Genomic DNA, 21,935 nt, shown 5'->3' with positions numbered 1-21,935 from the left:
CCGTGCGCTCCACGCCCCCGTTCCGCATCCGTTCCCCTTGCCTGTTCACCCGTATGGCCGTATCGCCGGCCACGGATGCGCCGCAGCGGTGACCGTGCCTACAGTAGGCAAGCAGCATTTCGTGAATTAATTCACGATCAATAACCCGATGATGGATCAAGGGTCAATGCGTTTGACCCATTACTCCTTTCGGGTTCCGTAGCGCCCGGCGATCATTTGCTGAGAAGCGTGTGACGGCTGATTCCATTTACCGCACACTGTTTTGTTCGGGTTTCGCTACCTACAATCCGTCCACATCTTGAGCTCAGCCCAAGCGTCAAGGAGGACGAATGGCGGGGCTTTCTACCCCTCATCAGTTGGGCCACTCCACACCCTTCGCAGCCGCAGTGCTGACCCACGACAATCGGATCATCGTGGCCGTGATCGCGGTCGTCGCGGTGGCCGCGCTCGTGGTCGCCGGCGTCCTGGTACGCCAGGTGCTCGCGGCGGGCGAGGGCACCGAGAGCATGAAACGGATCGCGGAGGCGGTCCAGGAAGGCGCGAAGGCCTATCTGGGCCGTCAGCTGCGCACCCTCGGCGTATTCGCCGTCGTGGTGTTCTTCCTGCTCATGCTGCTGCCCGCGGACGACTGGAATCAGCGTGCCGGACGATCGGTGTTCTTCCTGATCGGCGCGGCGTTCTCGGCGGCCACCGGTTATATCGGCATGTGGCTCGCCGTACGCAGCAATGTGCGGGTCGCCGCGGCGGCCCGGGAGGCGACGCCGGCGGTGGGTGAGCCGGAAAAGGATCTCACCACCGTCTCGCACAAAGCCATGAAGATCGCTTTCCGCACGGGCGGCGTCGTCGGCATGTTCACGGTGGGGCTCGGCCTGCTGGGCGCCTCCTGCGTAGTGCTGGTGTACGCGGCCGACGCGCCGAAGGTGCTGGAGGGCTTCGGTCTCGGTGCCGCGCTGATCGCGATGTTCATGCGGGTGGGCGGCGGCATCTTCACCAAGGCCGCCGACGTCGGCGCCGACCTGGTCGGCAAGGTCGAGCAGGGCATTCCGGAGGACGATCCGCGCAATGCCGCGACCATCGCCGACAACGTGGGCGACAACGTCGGCGACTGTGCGGGCATGGCGGCCGACCTGTTCGAGTCGTACGCCGTGACGCTCGTCGCCGCGCTGATCCTCGGCAAGGCGGCGTTCGGTGACCACGGGCTCGCCTTCCCGCTGCTGGTGCCCGCGATCGGTGTGATCACCGCGATGATCGGCATCTTCGCGGTGGCGCCGCGCCGCGCCGACCGCAGCGGCATGAGCGCGATCAACCGCGGCTTCTTCATCTCCGCGGTGATCTCGCTCGCCCTGGTCGCGGCCGCGGTCTTCACCTACCTGCCCTCGTCGTACGCCGACCTGGCCGGCGTCACCGACGCGGCCATCAAGGGCAAGAGCGGCGATCCGCGCGTCCTCGCCCTGGTCGCCGTGGCCATCGGCATCCTGCTCGCCGCGGTGATCCAGCAGCTGACCGGCTACTTCACCGAGACCAACCGCCGCCCGGTCAGGGACATCGGCAAGACCTCGCTGACCGGCCCGGCCACGGTCGTCCTCGCCGGCATCTCCGTCGGCCTGGAATCGGCCGTCTACACGGCGCTGCTGATCGGGCTCGGCGTGTACGGGGCGTTCCTGCTCGGGGGCACCTCGATCATGCTGGCGCTGTTCGCGGTGGCGCTGGCCGGCACCGGCCTGCTCACCACGGTCGGCGTGATCGTCGCCATGGACACCTTCGGCCCGGTCTCCGACAACGCCCAGGGCATCGCCGAGATGTCCGGCGACGTCGAGGGCGCCGGCGCCCAGGTGCTCACCAACCTGGACGCGGTCGGCAACACCACCAAGGCCATCACCAAGGGCATCGCCATCGCCACCGCCGTCCTGGCGGCCTCGGCGCTGTTCGGGTCCTACCGGGACGCGATCACCACCAACGTCCAGAACGTCGGGGCGAAACTCACCGGGCCGGGCTCGCCGCTGAGCCTGTCCCTGGACATCTCGCAGCCCAACAACCTCGTCGGCCTGGTCGCGGGCGCCGCGGTCGTCTTCCTCTTCTCCGGACTGGCCATCAACGCGGTCTCGCGCTCGGCGGGTTCGGTGGTGTTCGAGGTGCGGCGACAGTTCCGTGAGAAGCCCGGGATCATGGACTACAGCGAGAAGCCGGAGTACGGCAAGGTCGTCGACATCTGCACCAAGGACGCCCTGCGCGAACTGGCCACGCCCGGGCTGCTGGCCGTCATGGCGCCGATCTTCATCGGGTTCACGCTGGGCGTCGGCGCGCTCGGCGCGTACCTGGCGGGCGCGATCGGCGCGGGCACGTTGATGGCGGTGTTCCTCGCCAACTCCGGCGGTGCCTGGGACAACGCCAAGAAGCTCGTCGAGGACGGCCATCACGGCGGCAAGGGCAGCGAGGCCCACGCCGCCACGGTCATCGGCGACACGGTCGGCGACCCGTTCAAGGACACCGCGGGCCCGGCCATCAACCCGCTGCTGAAGGTGATGAACCTGGTCTCGCTGCTCATCGCGCCCGCGGTCATCAAGTTCAGCTACGGCCACGACAAGAGCATCGGCGTACGGATCCTCATCGCGATCCTGGCGCTGCTCGTCATCGTCGGCGCGGTCTACCTCTCCAAGCGGCGCGGAATCGCCGTGGGCGAGGAGGACCAGGCCGAACGAGTGTCCGAGTCAGCGGATCCGGCGGTGGTGCCGTAACCGGATACCGGATCCGATGGGCCGACTCGATCGGCCGGCCGGATCGGCCGACCCGACCGGAGGTCCGGTTGGCCTGGGCCGACCCGGACCGAGGCCTGGTTGGCCTGGACCGGCCCGGTCGGCAGGTCCGGCGGGCAGGCCGATCGGCGGGCCGGGTCGGCAGGTCCGGCGCAGGAGCGGGCGGGTGGCGCGTGCGACGCGCTGCCCGCCCGCTCGGCGTGCACGGTCTCACCGCCCGCATCCGTGAGCCTTCTCTCGCTTGGTGCAAATGGCTGCAAGACGGTACGCAAGGGGCGATCATGGCCGGTCTGTCGCCCACACGGCGTGTATGTTCCGGGGCCGAGAGCCATGGAAGGGACCAAACCGGTGAACAAGAAGCTCGCGGCCGCACTGTCCGGCGGTGCGGTACTGGTACTGGCACTGACGGGATGCTCCGGCAGCAGCGCCGACGACAAGAACGACGCGCTGGACGCCTGGGCCAAGCAGGTGTGCGAGGGCGTGCAGCCGCAGGCGAAGAAGATCGAGGCCGCCAACGCCGCGATCCAGAAGGAGACCTCCGACAACAGCTCGCCGGCCGACGTGCAGAAGACCGACGCCCAGGCCTTCCAGGACATGTCCGACGCCTACAAGGCCATCGGCGCCGCGGTGAGCGGGGCGGGCGCGCCGAAGGTGGAGGACGGGCAGAAGAAGCAGCAGGACGCGGTCAAGGAACTCAACACGCTCAGCACCTCCTACGCCTCGCTCAAGCAGCAGGTGGACAAGCTGGACACCAAGGACCAGGCCAAGTTCGCCGACGGCCTGAAGGACATCGCCACCCAGCTGGACAAGCTGAGCAAGACCGGCAACGACGCCCTGAAGAACCTGGATGAGGGCGACGTCGGTCAGGCGATGGCCAAGCAGCCCAGCTGCAAGTCCGCTTCCGCCCCGGCGTCCTCCGCACCGTCCTCGCCGACGGCCGGCTGACCGCTCGGGCCGCCCGGGCAGCTCTGGCCGTCCGGGCGGCCCGGACAGCTTCGGCGGCTTCAGCCGTCCGGGCCGCTTGCGCCCTCCGAGCCACCTGAGCCGTCGGGCCGCGCGCGTCCCGCGCCCCGGAGCCTCCGGCCGCGCGCGTCCCGCGCCCCGGAGCCTCCGGCCGCGCGTGTGCCGTGTGCCGCCCGCACGGCACGCGCGCGTGCGATGTCGGTGGGAGCCGACACAATGGGGTCGTGAGTGACTCCAGCCTGTCCGCACCGACCGTCCTGCCCGTCGCCGACCGCCCCGATGTGGCCGCCCGGCTGCGGGACGCCCTGCTCGGCGCCTCCTTCACCGCCGACGGACTGCTCGACCTGCTCGGCGCGCCCGCGTACGCGGCGCTCGCCCGCAGCGAGACCGTGCCCGCGCTGCGGGCCACCCGCGGGGACACGCCGTTGGAGCTGCTCGTCCGGCTCTTCCTGCTGCAACAGCCCGTGCCCTGCGCGCGCGTGGCCGACGTGCTGCCCGTCGAGGAGTGCCTGGAGGCCGGCTGGCTGATGCGCGCGGGCGCGGACGCGCTCGCCGCGACGGTGGACGTCCGCCCGTACGGCGGCCTGGACGGCGAGGACTGGTTCATCGTCTCCGACCTGGGGTGCGCGGTCGGTGGCGCGGGCGGCATCGCCAGCCGCGAGGAGGGCGTCGTGCTCGGCGTGGGCGGGGCCTCCACCACCCTCGCCGGCATCACGGTCCGTACGCCCGTCCGCTCCGCGCTCGACCTCGGCACCGGGTCCGGCATCCAGGCCCTGCACGCCGGTCGGCACGCCACGCGCGTGACCGCGACCGACGTCAACCCGCGCGCGCTGCACATCACCGCGCTCACGCTCGCCCTGTCCGGCGCCCCGGCCGCCGACCTGCGTCAGGGCTCGCTGTTCGAACCGATCCGGGACGACGAGACGTTCGACCTGATCGTGTCCAACCCGCCGTTCGTGATCTCCCCGGGCGCCCGGCTGACGTACCGGGACGGCGGCATGGCCGGGGACGATCTGTGCCGCACGCTCGTTCAGGAGGCGGGGGAGCGGCTGAACGAGGGCGGGTTCGCGCAGTTCCTCGCCAACTGGGAGCACGTGGAGGGGGAGGACTGGCAGGACAGGATCAGATCGTGGGTGCCCCGCGGCTGTGACGCGTGGATCGTGCAGCGCGAGGTGCAGGACGTCACGCAGTACGCCGAGCTGTGGCTCAGGGACGCCGGGGACCACCGCGGTGACCCGGCCGAGTACCAGGCGCGCTACGACGCCTGGCTGGAGGAGTTCGAGGCGCGCAAGGTGAGGGCCGTCGGCTTCGGCTGGATCACCCTGCGCAGGACGGGCTCCGCCGTGCCCTCCGTCACCGTCGAGGAGTGGCCGCACCCGGTCGAGCAGCCGCTCGGCGACACCGTCCGCGCGCACTTCGACCGCCTGGACTACCTGCGCGGTCACGACGACGCGGCGCTGCTCGACGCGCACTTCCGGCTCGCCCCGGAGGTCGTGCAGGAGCAGGTCGGGCTGCCCGGTGCCGAGGACCCGGAGCACGTCGTGCTGCGCCAGAACCGCGGGATGCGCCGTGCCACCACCGTGGACACGGTCGGAGCCGGTTTCGCCGGCGTGTGCGACGGCTCACTGAGCGCCGGCCGCATCCTCGACGCCATCGCCCAGCTCATGGGCGAGGACCCCGCGCTGCTGCGCGAGCGCACGCCCGCGCAGATCCGGCTGCTGGTCGAGCAGGGCTTCCTGGAACCGGCGGGCGGTGCGGACTGAGACACCCGCGGGCGGAGCGGACTGAGACACTCGCGGGGCGCGCGGACTGAGGCATCCGCGGACCGCGCGGACCGAGACACCCGCCGGGCGGGCCGGTGAGGCACCTGCGGGGCAGCCCGGTGATCCGCTCGTCTCTCCGGCCCTTCGGCCCGCCACCTCGATCCAGCCGGGCGGCCCGGGCTCGTCTGCCCGCCACCTCGGCCCAGCTCTGCGGCCCGGGCTCGTCGGCCCGGGCTCGGCGGTCCGCCTCTCGGCGCCGCTCGGCCGCCCGGCTTCTCGAGCCGGCTCATCGACCCGCCCGGTGGTCCGCTCGTCGGCCCGGTTCGTTCGTGCGGCCACCGCTTTTTCGGTCATGTGACGTGGTCGTCGTACGCCGACCGCACCTCACCGTCGGTGACGGGAATGGACACCCGTCCCCGCGGTGTTCACCACGCGTTGGCTCACCCGTCGCCCGGGGGTGCCAGCCTCCCCGGACCGGATCATCCGGCACGGGGAGGGTACGCACATGGAGAGCGGTCCGGCGATCTTCACGGGGTCGGTGTTCGCCCTGTTCGGAGCGGCACTGCTCGCGTGGACGGCGGTCCGGTCCCGGCACCGGCGGCCCGTCGCCGCGGGGGTGCACGGCATCCCGTCGGCGATCCTCGCCGTCCTGGCCGCCGCGGCGTCCCTGACGCTCGGGGCGTGGTGCTTCGCCCAGCTGTGAGGACCCCCGCCTTCCTTCTCTCTGTGTGACCGGACGGTGACCGCCCGCGTCGGCGGGATCGGGCCGGTGCGCGGTCCGGGCGGCAGGAAGGGCTGTAGTCGGGTTACCGTTCGAGTGGCCGTTGCGGGCTTTTCCCGTTTGACACGGGGGCGGGATGTACCGTCACACTCCGCAGCGTCAGCACGACCCCGACCCCGGAGCCAAGCCCTGGGGGAGACCCCAGCGAGACCAGCGTCGACCGGAGAGAAGAGCGAAGTTGTCCCCGACCAGCGAGACCGCACAGGGCGGCCGCCGACTCGTCATCGTCGAGTCGCCTGCCAAGGCGAAGACGATCAAGGGCTACCTCGGCCCCGGCTACGTCGTCGAAGCGAGCGTCGGGCACATCCGTGACCTTCCCAACGGCGCCGCGGAGGTTCCCGAGAAGTACACGGGTGAGGTCCGCCGCCTCGGTGTGGACGTCGAACACGACTTCCAGCCGATCTATGTGATCAACGCGGACAAGAAGGCTCAGGTCAAGAAGCTCAAGGACCTGCTGAAGGACTCCGACGAGCTGTTCCTCGCCACCGACGAGGACCGCGAGGGCGAGGCCATCGCCTGGCACCTGCAGGAGGTGCTCAAGCCGAAGATCCCGGTCAAGCGGATGGTCTTCCACGAGATCACCAAGGACGCGATCCGCGCGGCCGTCGCCAACCCGCGCCAGCTCAACCAGAAGCTGGTCGACGCCCAGGAGACCCGCCGCATCCTCGACCGCCTCTACGGCTACGAGGTCTCGCCGGTGCTGTGGAAGAAGGTCATGCCGCGGCTGTCGGCCGGCCGGGTCCAGTCGGTCGCGACCCGCCTGGTGGTCGAGCGGGAGCGGGAGCGCATGGCGTTCCGCTCCGCCGAGTACTGGGACCTGACGGGCACCTTCGGCACCGGCCGGAGGGGCGACGCCAGCGACCCGTCCTCCCTGGTCGCCCGCCTGCAGACCGTCGACGGCCGCCGGGTCGCGCAGGGTCGCGACTTCGACTCCGTGGGCCGGCTCAAGAGCGACAACATCCTCCACCTGGACGAGGCGAACGCCCGTGCGCTCGCCGCCGCCCTGGAGCGCACGGAGTTCTCGGTGCGCTCCGTGGAGTCCAAGCCGTACCGCCGCTCGCCGTACGCGCCGTTCCGTACGACGACGCTGCAGCAGGAGGCCAGCCGCAAGCTCGGCTTCGGCGCGAAGGCGACCATGCAGATCGCCCAGAAGCTGTACGAGAACGGCTACATCACGTACATGCGTACGGACTCCACTACCCTGAGCGACACGGCGATCTCCGCCGCCCGCGCCCAGGTCACGCAGCTGTACGGCGCCGACTACCTGCCGCCGCAGCCGCGGACGTACGCCGGGAAGGTCAAGAACGCGCAGGAGGCGCACGAGGCGATCCGTCCCTCGGGCGACCGCTTCCGCACGCCCGCCGAGACCGGTCTGACCGGCGACCAGTTCAAGCTGTACGAGCTGATCTGGAAGCGGACGGTCGCGTCCCAGATGAAGGACGCGACCGGCAACAGCGTGACCGTGAAGATCGGCGGCACCGCCGCCGACGGCCGGGACGTCGAGTTCAGCGCGTCCGGCAAGACGATCACGTTCCACGGCTTCCTGAAGGCCTACGTCGAGGGCGCCGACGACCCGAACGCCGAGCTGGACGACCGCGAGCGCCGGCTGCCGCAGGTCGCCGAGGGCGACCGGCTCACCGCCGAGGAGATCACGCCCGAGGGCCACGCCACCAAGCCCCCGGCCCGCTACACCGAGGCCTCCCTGGTCAAGGAGCTGGAGGAGCGGGAGATCGGCCGTCCGTCGACGTATGCGTCGATCATCGGCACGATCCTCGACCGCGGCTATGTGTTCAAGAAGGGCACGGCCCTGGTGCCGTCCTTCCTGTCCTTCGCCGTGGTCAACCTGCTGGAGAAGCACTTCGGCCGGCTGGTCGACTACGACTTCACCGCCCGGATGGAGGACGACCTCGACCGCATCGCGGCCGGTGAGGCCCAGGCCGTCCCGTGGCTGAAGCGGTTCTACTTCGGCGAGGGCAACGCCACGGGCGGCGCCGCGGACGCCGGCAACGGCGACGGCGACCACCTCGGCGGCCTCAAGGAACTGGTGACCGACCTGGGCGCGATCGACGCCCGCGAGGTGTCGTCGTTCCCGGTGGGCAACGGCATCGTGCTCCGCGTCGGCCGCTACGGGCCCTACATCGAGCGCGGCGAGAAGGACACCGAGGAGCACCAGCGCGCCGACATCCCGGCCGACCTGGCCCCGGACGAGCTGACCGTCGAACTGGCCGAGAAGCTGCTGGCCGAGCCCAGCGGCGACCGCGAGCTGGGCACCGACCCGGCCACCGGCCACACGATCGTCGCCAAGAAGGGCCGCTTCGGCGCGTACGTCACCGAGGTGCTCCCCGAGGGCACCCCGAAGACCGGCAAGAACGCGGTCAAGCCGCGCACGGCGTCGCTGTTCAAGTCGATGTCCCTGGACACGGTCACCCTGGACGACGCGCTGAAGCTGATGTCGCTGCCGCGGGTCGTCGGCACCGACGCCGACGGGCAGGAGATCACCGCGCAGAACGGCCGCTACGGCCCGTACCTGAAGAAGGGCACGGACTCGCGCTCGCTGCAGTCCGAGGACCAGATCTTCACGATCACGCTGGAGGAGGCCCAGGCGATCTACGCCCAGCCCAAGCAGCGCGGTCGCGCCGCGGCCAAGCCGCCGCTGAAGGAGCTGGGCGAGGACCCGGTCAGCGGCAAGCCGGTCGTGGTCAAGGACGGGCGCTTCGGTCCGTACGTCACCGACGGCGAGACCAACGCGACCCTGCGCTCCGGCGACAGCGTCGAGACGATCACCCCCGAGCGCGGCTTCGAGCTGCTCGCGGAGAAGCGCGCCAAGGGCCCGGCCAAGAAGACCGCGAAGAAGGCCGCCGCCAAGAAGACGACGGCCAAGAAGACCGCGTCCACGACCGCGAAGAAGACGGCGGCCAAGAAGACGACCACGGCGAAGAAGACGACCACCAAGAAGACCACCACCGCCAAGAAGACCGCCGCGAAGAAGGCGACGGCGGCCGCCCGGGCGGCGGAGGACTGACCCCGAGCGGCGCCGGGAGATCTTCACGATCCGCCCGCACCGCCCACGCCCCGGCATCATTTCGGTGTCGGGGCGTTCACACGTTCGGACGGTCACGGCGTGCTGTCGTTGCGTCCCGATAGGCTGAACGCATGACGCGAGCCGAGCAGCCAACGGCCCCCCTACCGGCCCCCGACGACGCCCTGGTAGCGGATTCCCGCGAGCGCGCCGTTCGCGCGCTGCTGCGCCGTCCCCAGCTCAGGCGGCTGTGGAGCGTACAACTGGTGGGCGGCGCCGGAGACGTCCTCGCACTGCTGGTCCTGATCGTCCTCGTCCTGCAGGCCACGAGCGCCCAGGGCGCCTTCGGCGGCGGCTACCGGGGCGCGGCGTTCGCAGTCGCGATCGTCTTCGCGGTACGCGTCCTGGCGACGCTGCTGTCCGGAGCGGTGCTGCTGGGTCCGCTCACCTCGCTCATCGCCGAGAACGGGCCGCTCGACCGGCGCTGGACCATGGTCGGCGCCGACGGGGTGCGGGCCGTCCTGCTGATCATCGCTCCGCTGTGGATCGACTGGACCCCGGCGAACGCGTCGACCGCGCTCCTGGTCACCGTCTTCGTGACCGGGCTCGCCGAGCGGCTGTGGACGGTGTGCCGGGAGAGCGCGGCCCCCGCGCTGCTGCCCGCCCCGCCGCCCGAGGGCGCCACCGTGCGCCCGCTGCCGGACCACCTGGACACCCTGCGCCGCCTGTCGCTGCGGACGACCTTCCTCGCGATCCCGCTGGCCGCCGCCGTCCTGATCGTCGCGTCCCTGTTCAACAACCTCCTGGGCACCGGCGTCGCCTGGTTCGACCAGCACCAGGCCGCCCTCGGCGCGTACGTCGCGGCGGGGCTGTTCGCCGCCTCCCTGTCCGTGCTGACCTCCCTGGACCTGCCCGGCACGCGCACCCCGCGCGCGCGGTCGCCGCTCGAGGGTCTGCGCCGCCCGAAGACGGGTGCCGGTGTCGACAAGGGCCGCACGGGCGCCGTCCCGCTGCTCCTGCTCGCCTGCACCGCCGTCGCCGGGGCCGTCGCCGCCGCGGTCGCGGTGTGCGCGCTGCACACCAGGGACCTGGGCGGCGGCCCGGTGCTGTACGGACTGTCGGTGCTCGCCCTGACCGGCGGGGTCGCCGTCGGCATCCGTACGGCGCCCAAGGCACTCCCCTCGCTGTCCCGGCGCCGGCTGCTCGCGCTGGCCATCGCCGTCACCGGCATCGCCCTGCTCGCCGCCGGGCTGGTCCCCGACGTCACCACCGTGCTGATCCTGCTGGCCCTGGCCGGCGTCGGCGCGGGCATCGCCGCCAACACCGGGCACACCCTGCTCGACCAGGAGACGGAGGACCACCGCCGGCCGCGCCTGACCGAGCACCTGCACGCGGTGGTCCGCGTCCTCGTCGCGCTCGGCGCCGTGCTCGCCCCCCTCGTCGCGGCCGGGATCGGCCCCCACCGCCTGGAGGACGGCCGCTTCGTCTTCGCCCACGGCGGCGCCGCCTTCACGCTGATGCTGGTCGGCGCGCTGCTGCTGCCGGTGGCCGCGCTGGTGCTGGCCAAGGTCGACGACCGCTCCGGCGTACCGCTGCGGCAGGACCTCGTCGACGCGCTGCGCGGCGGCGACGAGCCGGTGACCGCACCCTGTGCCACCGGCTTCTTCATCGCCCTGGAGGGCGGCGACGGCGCGGGCAAGTCCACCCAGGCCGAGGCGCTGGCCGACTGGATCAGGGCCAAGGGCCACGAGGTCGTCCTGACCCGCGAGCCGGGCGCCACGCCCGTGGGCAAGCGGCTGCGCTCGATCCTGCTGGACGTCTCCTCGCAGGGCCTGTCGCACCGCGCCGAGGCGCTGCTGTACGCCGCCGACCGCGCCGAGCACGTCGACACGGTGGTCCGGCCCGCCCTGGAGCGCGGCGCCGTGGTGATCACCGACCGGTACATCGACTCCTCCGTGGCCTACCAGGGCGCCGGCCGCGACCTGTCCCCGACCGAGATCGCACGGATCTCCCGCTGGGCCACGAACGGGCTGGTGCCGCATCTGACGGTGCTGCTGGACGTGGACCCCGAGACCGCCCGCGAGCGGTTCACCGAGGCGCCCGACCGCCTGGAGTCGGAGCCGGCCGAGTTCCACGCGCGCGTGCGGTCCGGTTTCCTGGCGCTCGCCGCCGCCGACCCCGGGCGGTACCTGGTGGTGGACGCCGGACAGGAGCCCGAGGCGGTGACCACCGTCGTACGGCACCGGCTCGACCAGATGCTGCCGCTGTCCGAGGCCGAGAAGAAGGCCCAGGAAGAGGCCCGGAAGAAGGCCGAGGAGGAAGCGCGCCGCAAGGCCGAGGAAGAGGCGCGCAGGAAGGCCGAGGAGGAGCGCCTGGAGCGCGAGCGCCAGGAGCAGCTCGCCCGGCTGCGCGCCGAGGAGGAGGAACGCAAGCGGCGCGAGCTGGAGGAAGCCCAGCGGCGCGAGGCCGAACGGCAGGCCGAGGAGGCCCGGCAGCGCGCGGAGGAAGCCCGGCGCCGCGCCGAGGAGGAGCGCGCCCGGCTGCTCGCCGAGGAGCAGGCTCGCGCGGAGGCCGAGGCCCGGCGCAAGGCCGAGGAGGAGCGGCTGCGCCGGCAGGCGGAGGAGGAGGCCCGGCTGCGCGCCGAGGCCGAGGCCCGCCGCCTGGAGAAGCAGCGCAAGGCCGAGGAGGCCCTGCTGCGGGCGGAGGAGGCCCGGCGGGCGGCCGAGCAGGCTGCCGCTGCCGCGCAGGCGGGTCCCCGGCCGACGGTTCCCGCCGCCGCCGAAGTGCCGCCGGAGGCGGCGACCGTGCCGACGCCGGTGGTGACGCCGCAGGACGCGCCGGTCGGCCCCGCCGACGAGACGGCCGTGCTCCCGCAGGTGCGTGACGACCGACGCGACGAGGCGCACGGTGACCGGGGTGACGACGGGCGCGGCGTTCGGGGCGAGGAACCGGGCGCGGGGGTAAGGCCCGGGTCGGGTGACGAGTCCGCCTCGGAGGTCACGGCGGAACTGCCGCAGCCCCCGGCGACCGCGATCCCGCCGGGCGCGGCCGACGAGACGGCGGTGCTGCCGCAGGTGCCGCCCGCCGGGGCCGCCGACGAGACGGCCGTGCTGCCGCCGGTCGGTGGCCAGGACCCCGTCGGCGCCCGGGAGGAACACGGCGCCTGGGGCGCGGACCTCGCCGACCGGGTCCCGCCGGGATACTTCCGCGACGAGCGCCCGGCCGCCCCCCACCCGGACGGCTCCGAGGACCGTACGCGCGAACTGCCGCAGGTCGATCCGGACGGCGGCGTGCGCGAAGGCGGCGTACGCGAGGGCCGCGTGCGGCGCCGGCCGCGCCCGGAGTGGGCCGAGGAGACGCCGCTGGACGACCTGCCGACGGTGGCGGACGAACTGCGCGGACCCCGCGAGTACGGCGACCACGGCCACCGTGACGACCAGGGCGACCGCGGCGAGTACGCGCCGGAAGGCCAGGACCACCGGGAGTGGGAGGACGGCCGGGGCGGCGGCCACGGACGCGGTCGCGGCCGGCGCTGAGCCGGTTCACGATCGCGCTCGCGCGCGACGCTGAGCCGGTCGTCGAAGCGGTTGCGGGCGAGGCCGAACCGGTCGCGGTCGCGGGCGCGGCCGACGCTGGGCCGGCCGCGTTGTCAGTGGTCCCCCGCACAATGGATCCCGCACCACGAACCATGACGAAAGGGCGGCGTGACCCATGAGCGTGTGGGACGACCTCGTCGGCCAGGAGAAGGTCAGCGAGCAACTGGCCGCCGCTGCCCGGGACGCCGACGCCCTGGTCACGGCGGCGGCCGCCGACGCCCCGCCGCCGGAGGCGTCGAAGATGACGCACGCCTGGCTGTTCACCGGCCCGCCCGGAGCGGGCGTCACACAGACCGCGCGGGCCTTCGCCGCCGCGCTGCAGTGCGTCAGCCCGGACCGCGCGCTCGGCGGCGCCCCCGGCTGCGGCTTCTGCGAGGGCTGCCACACGACGCTCGTCGGCACCCACGCCGACGTCTCCACGGTCGCCGCGGTCGGCACGCAGATCCTCGCCGAGGACATGCGGGACACCGTCCGCAAGTCGTTCACCTCCCCGGCCACGGGCCGCTGGCAGGTGATCCTCGTCGAGGACGCCGAGCGGCTGAACGAGAAGTCCGCCAACGCCGTCCTGAAGGCCGTCGAGGAGCCCGCCCCACGCACGGTCTGGCTGCTGTGCGCCCCCTCGATCGAGGACGTCCTGCCCACGATCCGCTCCCGCTGCCGCCACGTGAACCTGAGCACCCCGTCGGTGGCCGCCGTCGCCGACATGCTGGTTCGCCGCGAGGGCGTCGAACCCGAGGTGGCCGCGGCCGCCGCGCGCGCCACCCAGGGCCACGTCGACCGGGCCCGCCGCCTGGCCACCGACCCGGCCGCGCGCGAGCGTCGCGCCGCCGTCCTGAAACTGCCGCTGCGCCTGGACGACATCGGCGGCTGCCTCAAGGCCGCCCAGGAGCTGGTCGACGCCGCGGCCGCCGACGCCAAGGCGCTCGCCGAGGAGACCGACGCCAAGGAGACCGAGGAGCTGAAGACGGCGCTGGGCGCCGCCCAGGGCGGCCGGCTGCCGCGCGGCACCGCGGGCGTGATGAAGGACCTGGAGGACAAGCAGAAGCGCCGCCGCACCCGCACGCAGCGCGACAGCCTCGACCTCGCCCTGACCGACCTCACCGGCTTCTACCGCGACGTCCTCGCCCTCCAGCTCGGCTCCCGGGTGGCGATCGCCAACGCGGACGTGGAGGACGCCCTGGAGCGCATCGCGCGCGGCAGCACTCCCGAGGCCACTCTGCGCCGGATCGAGGCGATCGCCGCCTGCCGCGACGCCCTGGACCGCAACGTGGCCCCCCTGCTGGCGGTGGAGGCGATGACGATGGCCCTGAGAGCCGGCTGAGGCGCCGCCGGCAGGTCGGGGGCCACGGCGGTGGGTCACTCGTACGAGGCACGCCACCCACGAAGCGCCCTCGGTCGAACGCGGAGAGTTACGCTCGCGGGATGTACTTCAGGCGCGTCTTTCGTCCGACTGGCCCTGACAGCACCCCCTCCGGCGGCCCGGGGAGCGGCCCGGCAGGAGGGCGGCCGCCCTCCCGGGAGCCCGGCCCCGGCACCCGTACCGCCGCCGTCCGCGCGCTGCGCGGGGGCGGTGGACTCCTGGTGGCCGCCGCGCTCGTCCTCGCGGCCTGCTCCGCCGGGGAATCCCGGCACCAGCCGGTGCCCGCCGCGGAGGCGGTGCTGGCGGCGCTGCCACGGTCCACGCCCGCGGCCCTGGTGCCGTACTACGAGCAGAAGCTGACCTGGCGCGACTGCGGAGTGCCCGGCTTCCAGTGCGCCACGATGAAGGCGCCGCTCGACTACGCCAAGCCCTCCGCGGGTGACGTCCGGCTGGCCGTGGCCCGCAAGAAGGCCACGGGACCGGGTGCCCGCCTGGGCTCGCTGCTGGTGAACCCGGGCGGGCCGGGCGGCTCGGCCATCGACTACCTGCAGCAGTTCGCCGGCACCGGCTACCCCGCCGAGATCCGGGCCCGCTACGACCTGGTGGCGATGGACCCGCGCGGGGTGGCGCGCAGCGAGCCCGTGCAGTGCCTCGACGACCGGGCCATGGACACCTTCACACAGACCGACGTCACCCCCGACGACCGGACGGAGATCGACGCGCTCGCCGGGGCCTACCGCCGGTTCGCGGAGGGCTGCGGGGCGCACGACCCGCGACTGCTGCGGCACGTCTCCACGGTGGAGGCGGCCCGCGACATGGACGTCCTGCGGGCGGTGCTCGGCGACCGGAAGCTGACGTATGTGGGCGCGTCGTACGGCACGTTCCTGGGCGCGACGTACGCGGGACTGTTCCCGGACCGGGTGGGACGCCTGGTCCTGGACGGCGCGATGGACCCGTCCCTGTCCGCCCGCCGGATGAACCTCGACCAGACCGCGGGCTTCGAGACGGCGTTCCAGTCGTTCGCGCGGGACTGCGCGCGCCGGAGCGACTGCCCGCTCGGCGGCCGGGGCACCACACCGCACCAGGCCGGCGACCGCCTGGCGGCCTTCTTCCGCACACTGGACACCCATCCGCTGCCCACCGGCGACCCGGACGGCCGCAAGCTCGGCGAGGCACTCGCCACCACCGGGGTGATCGCCGCGATGTACGACCAGGGCGCCTGGCCGCAACTGCGCGGCGCGCTGAACACGGCGATGAAGCAGAAGGACGGCGCCGCCCTGCTCGCCCTCTCCGACAGCTACTACGAACGCGACACCAGGGGCCACTACGCGAACCTGATGTACGCCAACGCCGCCGTGAACTGCCTGGACCTGCCGGCCGCCTTCACCGGTCCCGAGCAGGTGGAGCGGGCCCTGCCCGTCTTCGAGAAGGCCTCCCCGGTGTTCGGCCGGGGCCTGGCCTGGGCCTCCCTGAACTGCGGCTACTGGCCGGTGAGGCACACCGGCGAGGCGCACCGCATCGAGGCCAAGGGCGCGGCGCCCATCGTGGTGGTCGGCACCACCCGCGACCCGGCGACCCCCTACCGCTGGGCCCAGTCCCTGGCCGGCCAGCTCTCCTCGGCCCATCTGCTCACCTACGACGGCGACGGCCACACCGCCTACGGCCGCGGCAGCCGCTGCATCGACTCCGCGATCGACACCTACCTCCTGCGGGGCACCCCGCCCGCGAAGGGAAAGCACTGCTCGTAGCTCCCCCACCCGCCCCGGAGGAGGTCCCTCCGGGGCGGGTACGAAGCACCCCCGGAAACTGTGTAGACTTACGGTCGTTGCCGATCGCACCATGGTGCGACCAGCACGCCGCTTTAGCTCAGATGGCCAGAGCAACGCACTCGTAATGCGTAGGTCTCGGGTTCGAATCCCGAAAGCGGCTCCACTGAAACCCCAGGTCGGATTGGTCCCGACCTGGGGTTTTCTCGTTCAGCGGAGGGTCTGATGCCGCGGCCGGGCACCGCTGCGGACCGCTGCGGACCGGTGCGTCACCCGCATCGTGGTGCGGGTGACGCGGTGCTCGGCCGGGGCGGGCGGTCGGCTCAGCCGAGGAGGCGGATCGGCTTTCCGGCCAGGTACGCCTCGATGGCCTCGATCGCCTGGCCGTAGTAGCGCTCGTAGTTGGCGCGGGAGACGTAGCCGAGGTGCGGGGTGGCCAGGAGGCGGGGGGCCGTGCGCGTGCGCAGGGGGTGGTCGGCGGGGAGCGGTTCGGTGTCGAAGACGTCGAGGGCCGCGCCGGCGATGCGGCCCTCGCGCAGGACCGTCAGCAGGGCCTCCTGGTCCACGATCGCGGCCCGGGAGGTGTTGATCAGGTACGCCGTCGGCTTGAGCAACGCCAGTTCCGGGGCACCGAGCAGGCCACGGGTGCGGTCGCTCAGGGCCAGGTGGACGGAGACGAAGTCAGCGGTCGCCAGCAGCTCCTCCTTGGAGGGGGCCAGGGCGACGCCGACCTCGTCCGCGCGTTCCCGGGTGAGGTTCTGGCTCCACGCCGTGACCTCCATGCCGAAGGCGAGACCGACCTGTGCCACCCGGCTGCCGATCTTTCCCAGGCCGAGCAGGCCGAGGCGGCGTCCGTACAGGTCGGCGCCGACCGTGGACTGCCAGGGGCCGCCGCCGCGCAGCGCGGTGTTCTCCGGCACGATCCCGCGGGCCAGGCCCAGCAGCAGGGCCCAGGTCAGCTCCACCGGCGGGGTGGAGGAGCTTTCCGTGCCGCACACGGTCACGCCGTGCTCCCGTGCGGCGGCGTAGTCGATCACCGAATTGCGCATGCCGGAGGCGATCAGCAGCTTCAGGCGGGGCAGCCGCTTCAGGAGCGAGCCGGGGAACGGCACCCGCTCGCGCAGGGTGACCACGATGTCGGCGTCGGCGAGCGCCGCGGCCAGGGCGTCCTCGTCGGCGAAGTGCTCGCGGTAGGACACCACCTCCACCCGGTCGCTCAGCGGTGACCAGTCGGCGACGGTGGTCGCGGCGTTCTGGAAGTCGTCGAGCACGGCACAGCGCAGTCGCATGCGGGTTCTCTCCCTGCGGTCGATGGTTGCCGGGGCTCGATCTTCGTCGTTCGCGGGCGCCGGGCCAACCGCCCTGTGCCGGCGGGAGGCGGGCCGGACGGCGCGCGGGCGGCACAGCGCGTGGTGGCGGCGGACAACCGGCGTGGTTGCGGCAACATCTTCGTGAACGACGAGCGCCCTCGCGGTCCCGGCCGGTGTCCACGGCCGCCGCGCGGGTGCCGCCGGCGCCGATGATGTCGACGAGGTGAGGAAGCCGTGTCCACTGGTCCGAGGATCGCCGTTGCCGTGGTGACCATGGGGAACCGGCCCGCCGAGGTCGACGCCCTGCTCCAGTCCGTGGCCAAGCAGGACCTGGAGCCTGCCCGCATCGTGATCGTGGGCAACGGCTGCCGGCTGCCCGAATTCGCCCGCCGGCTCTCCCTGCCCGGCGAGGTGACGGTCGTCGAGCTGGACGACAACCTCGGCTGCCCCGGCGGACGCAACGTCGCCCTCGCCCGGCTGCGGGAGTTCGGCGACGTGGACGTCGTCGTCGATCTCGACGACGACGGGCTGCTGGTCGACGCCGACGTGCTGCGCCGCGTACGGGACCTGTACGCCGCCGACGACCGCCTCGGCATCGTCGGCTTCCGCATCGCCGACGAGTACGGCGAGACCCAGCAGCGGCACGTGCCCCGGGTGGGCGCTTCCGACCCGATGCGGGGCGGATACGTCACCGGGTTCCTCGGCGGCGGGCACGCCCTGAGCATGCGGATGCTGGAGCAGACCGGCGACTGGCCCGCGGAGTTCTTCTTCGCGCACGAGGAGACCGACCTCGCCTGGCGCGCCGCCGACGCCGGCTGGAAGATCCTCTACGCCCCCGAACTGCTCCTGCGGCACCCCCGGACGTCACCCGCCCGGCACGCCATCTACCACCGGGTCACCGCGCGCAACCGTGTCTGGCTGGTGCGGCGCCGGCTGCCGCTCGCGCTGATCCCGGTCCACCTCGGGGTGTGGACGCTGCTCACCCTCCTGCGCACCCGGTCGCTCGCCGGACTGCGGGCGTGGTGCGGCGGGTTCTGGGAGGGGCTGCGCCGGCCCGCGGGGGAGCGGCGGCCCATGCGTTGGCGGACCGTGTGGCGGCTCACCCGGCTGGGCCGCCCCCCGATCGTCTGAACGGCGGGCACCACGTCCCTTCCGAACCGCCCCGCCCCCTTCCCCGGAGCCGGCCGCGAGCACGTCACTTGGCGTCCGCGTAGCACTCCACCACCGCCGTGGTGAACGGGAACCGCACCGGTGTCTCGCCGAAGGTCAGCCGACCGGCCAGTTCCGCCGCCTGTCGGATGGCGGCGACGACGGTGTCCGCCTCCTCCTCGGGGCAGTGCACGATCACCTCGTCGTGCTGGAAGAACACCAGCTCGGCCGCCAGGTCCCGGCAGGCGCGGCGCAGGGCCGCGAGCAGCAGCAGGGCCCAGTCGGCGGCGCTGCCCTGGACGACGAAGTTGCGGGCGAAGCGGCCACGGGCGCGCGCGTCGGCGGAGGCGTACCCAGGACCCCAGCCGTGGTCGGCGGACCGCCCGCCCTGCTCGGGGCCGGCCGGTTCCGTGCCGTCCTCCTGGGGCAGTCCGGCCTCCTCGGCCACGTCGTCCGCGGCTCCCGAGGCCGGGGGACAGGTGCGCCCCAGCCAGGTGCGGACCAGGCGCCCCTCCTCGCCCGCCCGGGCGGCCTCGTCGACGTAGGCGACCGCGTGCGGGAATCGGCGTCTGAGGGCGGCGAGGTTCTTCAGCCCGTCACCGGAGGTCTGGCCGTAGACGGCGCCGAGCACGGCGAGTTTGGCCTGGGCGCGGTCGCCGGAGAAGGCGCGGTCCGAGACGGCCTGGTACAGGTCGGTGTCCCGGCCGGCCACCTCCATCAGGCCGGGGTCGCGGGAGATCGCCGCGAGGACGCGGGGCTCCATCTGGTCGGCGTCGGCGACGACCAGCCGCCAGCCCGGGTCGGCGACCACCGCCCGCCGGATCACCCGGGGGATCTGCAGCGCGCCGCCGCCGTTGGTCACCCACCGCCCGCTGACCGTACCGCCGGCCTGGAACCCCGGCCGGAACCGTCCCTCCCGTACCCAGTCCTGCAGCCAGGACCAGCCGTGGGCGACCCAGATTCGGTACAGCTTCTTGTACTCCAGCAGGGGCTGGACGGCCGGGTGGTCGACGGTCTGCAGCTCCCAGCGGCGGGTGGACCGCACCTTGATCCCGGCGCGGGCGAACGCCTTGACGACGTCGGCGGGCAGCTCGGGCCGCACCCGGTGCCCGAAGGCGGCCGACACCTCGTCGGCCAGCTCGGCCAGGCGGCGCGGCTCGCCGCCGCCCGCGTACCGCTCGCCGAGCAGTTCGTGCAGCACCTGGCGGTGCACATCGGCGCGCCAGGGCAGGCCCGCGTGGTTCATGTCCGCCGCCACGAGCATGCCGGCCGACTCGGCGGCGGTCAGCAGTCGCATGCGCTCGGGGTGCTCGGCCCGCTCGTGCCTGCGCTGCTGCTCGGCGTAGACCGCGATCAGGTCCTCCAGCGGCAGCCGGGCGGCCGGCGGCTCGAACAGCGGGGACTGTGCTCCGGGGGTGGCGGTGGGCTGGGGCGGGTCCGGCGGTACGGGGCCGCCGCGCAGCCTGGCCAGCGCGGCGGCCGCCGAGCGCGGTGCGCCGTAGCGTCCCTCGTGGCCGAGGAGGAGGGTCTCGGCGCCCTCGATGTCGTAGCACCGCTCCACGTGGACGCCCGCCTCGATCAGACGCGGGGCGACCTCGGCGGTGGACCGCCACACCCAGCGCGTGACTTCCGGCCGGCTCCGGACGGCCTCGGCCAGGTCGGCCTCCCGGAGCACCGGGCCGGCGGGCAGCCCGTCCGGGCCGAGGGGGGCGATGTTGGCGCCACCGTCCTCGGCCGGAGCGAGAGCCCATCGACCGGTCATGTGGGCGAGTCTCGCAGGAGGGTCTGACACACGGCTCCGACCTGCGGTGTCAGGCGCCCTCGCCGTCGGGGTCCGGCGCGGACTCGGCCGGCTCGGCCGCCTCCTGCCGAACCTGCTGCCGAGCCTCCTCGCGACGGTCCTCGAGCAGGGCCGACAGCGTCGTCAGGACGTACTCCTCCGTACGGGTCTTGTCGAGGCCCAGACCGCTGAGGAGTCCTTCGCCGTTCTCCAGCTCCAGCAGCGCCAGCAGGATGTGCTCGGTGCCGATGTAGTTGTGGCCGAGGCGGAGGGCCTCGCGGAAGGTGAGTTCGAGGGCCTTCTTGGCCGCAGGGCCGTAGGGGACCAGCTCCGGGGCGTCGGGGGACGCCGGCGGCAGGGCGGCGGTGGCGGCTTCGCGGACCGCCTCCAGGGTGACGCCCTGGTGCTGGATCGCCTTGGCGGCCAGGGCCTCGGACTCGGTGAGCAGTCCGAGGACGAGGTGCACGGGCAGGCCCTCCGGGCTCCGGGCCGCCTTGGCCGCGTCGTGGGCGGCCATGACGACCTTCCGAGCGCGCGGTGTGTAGCGGCTGAAGCCCTGGTTGGGGTCGAGATCGGTGGACTCCTTCGGCACGAACCGCTTCTGCGCGGCCTGCCGGGTGACGCCCATGCTCTTGCCGATGTCGGTCCAGGACGCGCCGGAGCGCCGGGCCTGGTCCACGAAGTGCCCGATGAGGTGGTCGGCCACCTCACCGAGGTATTCGGCGGCGAGCACCGCGTCCTGCAGCTGCTCGAGAGGCTCCTGATGGGCCGTCTTGATCGCGGTGATGAGGTCGTCGAGACGGACCGACGACCTGAAGGTGGGGTTCGTCATGTGGCAACCGTAGGTTGACAGCCCAGGGGTGTCAACCGTCGGTTGACAGTCAGGAAGGGTGGACGTCGAGTGCTCTGTCCACAGGCTGTGGACAGAGAAAGCGGTGCGGAAGTCGCTCATGGCACGATCGGTGCGTGAGTCCCTCCAGCACCTCCGCCTCCGGCTCGTCCGGTCCGTCCGGCACCGTCGAGCGCGCCCTTCGGGTCGCGCTGCACACCGCCACCGACGACGCCCTCGACACGGGCGCCTCCCTGCTCGCCGCCGACCCGGCGTCTGATGCCGAACTCGCGCGGAGGGGCGAGGAGTTGGTGGCCGCCGCGTGGCGGCGAGGGTGGCAGCCGGCCGATGTCGTGCGCATCGTGCGGCGGGAGCTGGACGAGGCACACGTACGGCTCGTGGCGGGGCTCATCCGCGCGCAGGCCGCCACCGACCGGCCGCGCGGCCGGCGCTGGGCCTCCCAGCTCGCTCAGCTCGACCGCCTGCTCCGACCTGACGAGCCGGCCGCCCGCCCCGCGCGTGCCCGCACCGACCGCCCCGGCCGTTCCGCCGACCGCGACCGCCCCGATCGTCCCGCCGGTTCCGACCGCACCGACCGCTTCTCGCACGCCACAGCCGTACTGGAGCTGTACCGGCTGCTGCTGCGGTTGCCCGCCCTGGAAACGCTGGACGACCCCGGCGAGCCCGGGCGGGCCGCGCCGCGCGGCGAGTCGCGCGTGCTCGGCCGGATCCGCGCGCTGCTCGCCAAGGCCGAGGCGACCGGGTACCCGGAGGAGGCGGAGGCCCTGAGCGCCAAGGCGCAGGAGCTGATGGCGCGGCACAGCGTGGACGAGGCGCTGCTGGCCGCCCACGCCCCGTCCCCCGAC

13 protein-coding genes and 1 tRNA gene are annotated in these 21,935 nt (G+C 73.1%); 11 read left to right on the top strand and 3 right to left on the bottom strand.

Annotation, left to right across the window (positions count from 1 at the left end; all coding sequences use genetic code 11):
* Positions 1 to 329 precede the first annotated feature (329 nt).
* The 9 genes from GV126_RS16675 (at position 330) to GV126_RS16635 (ending at position 16,167) form a co-directional block, all read left to right on the top strand.
* Positions 330 to 2,735, top strand: a complete 2,406-nt coding sequence (locus GV126_RS16675) for a sodium-translocating pyrophosphatase (protein WP_159667350.1) — start codon at positions 330 to 332, stop codon at positions 2,733 to 2,735.
* A gap of 348 nt (positions 2,736 to 3,083) precedes the next feature.
* Entirely contained in the window at positions 3,084 to 3,698 is a 615-nt protein-coding gene (locus GV126_RS16670; protein WP_159667347.1) for a small secreted protein, read from the top strand.
* A gap of 242 nt (positions 3,699 to 3,940) precedes the next feature.
* Positions 3,941 to 5,479, top strand: coding sequence for a DUF7059 domain-containing protein (locus GV126_RS16665; protein ID WP_159667344.1), 1,539 nt, complete (start codon positions 3,941 to 3,943; stop codon positions 5,477 to 5,479).
* A gap of 505 nt (positions 5,480 to 5,984) precedes the next feature.
* Entirely contained in the window at positions 5,985 to 6,182 is a 198-nt protein-coding gene (locus GV126_RS16660; protein ID WP_159667342.1) for a hypothetical protein, read from the top strand.
* A gap of 256 nt (positions 6,183 to 6,438) precedes the next feature.
* Positions 6,439 to 9,282, top strand: coding sequence for a type I DNA topoisomerase (topA, locus tag GV126_RS16655; protein WP_159667339.1), 2,844 nt, complete (start codon positions 6,439 to 6,441; stop codon positions 9,280 to 9,282).
* Positions 9,283 to 9,413: 131 nt separating this feature from the next.
* On the top strand, positions 9,414 to 12,815 hold the full coding sequence (gene tmk, locus GV126_RS16650; protein WP_159667336.1) for a dTMP kinase: 3,402 nt from the start codon (positions 9,414 to 9,416) through the stop codon (positions 12,813 to 12,815).
* A 175-nt stretch (positions 12,816 to 12,990) separates the two neighbouring features.
* Entirely contained in the window at positions 12,991 to 14,196 is a 1,206-nt protein-coding gene (locus GV126_RS16645) for a DNA polymerase III subunit delta' (RefSeq protein WP_159667333.1), read from the top strand.
* Between the two features lie 101 nt (positions 14,197 to 14,297).
* Positions 14,298 to 15,983, top strand: a complete 1,686-nt coding sequence (locus tag GV126_RS16640; protein WP_159667330.1) for an alpha/beta hydrolase — start codon at positions 14,298 to 14,300, stop codon at positions 15,981 to 15,983.
* Positions 15,984 to 16,090: 107 nt separating this feature from the next.
* A tRNA-Thr gene (locus tag GV126_RS16635) sits at positions 16,091 to 16,167 on the top strand.
* Positions 16,168 to 16,324: 157 nt separating this feature from the next.
* Here GV126_RS16635 and GV126_RS16630 read toward each other — a convergent pair.
* Positions 16,325 to 17,290, bottom strand: a complete 966-nt coding sequence (locus GV126_RS16630) for a D-2-hydroxyacid dehydrogenase family protein (protein ID WP_159667327.1) — start codon at positions 17,288 to 17,290, stop codon at positions 16,325 to 16,327.
* Between the two features lie 255 nt (positions 17,291 to 17,545).
* Here GV126_RS16630 and GV126_RS16625 point away from each other — a divergent pair, with 255 nt between their 5' ends.
* The gene (locus GV126_RS16625; RefSeq protein ID WP_159667324.1) at positions 17,546 to 18,442 is read left to right on the top strand and encodes a glycosyltransferase family 2 protein; all 897 of its coding nucleotides are present in this window, start codon (positions 17,546 to 17,548) and stop codon (positions 18,440 to 18,442) included.
* A 64-nt stretch (positions 18,443 to 18,506) separates the two neighbouring features.
* On the opposite strand, the gene GV126_RS16620 is transcribed toward GV126_RS16625, so the two are convergent.
* Together GV126_RS16620 and GV126_RS16615 are read right to left on the bottom strand one after the other, a co-directional pair.
* Positions 18,507 to 20,222, bottom strand: a complete 1,716-nt coding sequence (locus GV126_RS16620) for a bifunctional 3'-5' exonuclease/DNA polymerase (RefSeq protein ID WP_159667321.1) — start codon at positions 20,220 to 20,222, stop codon at positions 18,507 to 18,509.
* Positions 20,223 to 20,271: 49 nt separating this feature from the next.
* Positions 20,272 to 21,072: a Clp protease N-terminal domain-containing protein gene (locus GV126_RS16615; RefSeq protein WP_159667318.1), complete on the bottom strand. Its 801-nt coding sequence runs from the start codon at positions 21,070 to 21,072 to the stop codon at positions 20,272 to 20,274.
* Positions 21,073 to 21,206: 134 nt separating this feature from the next.
* Between GV126_RS16615 and GV126_RS16610 the strand changes: the two genes are divergently transcribed.
* The coding region (locus GV126_RS16610; protein WP_159667315.1) for a DUF2786 domain-containing protein at positions 21,207 to 21,935 on the top strand (729 nt) is incomplete at its 3' end.

The organism is Streptomyces mexicanus, from assembly GCF_902506575.1.
In the GTDB taxonomy this organism is placed as follows: Bacteria; Actinomycetota; Actinomycetes; order Streptomycetales; family Streptomycetaceae; genus Streptomyces; species Streptomyces mexicanus.
This window is presented reverse-complemented; position numbering and strand designations above follow the sequence as displayed.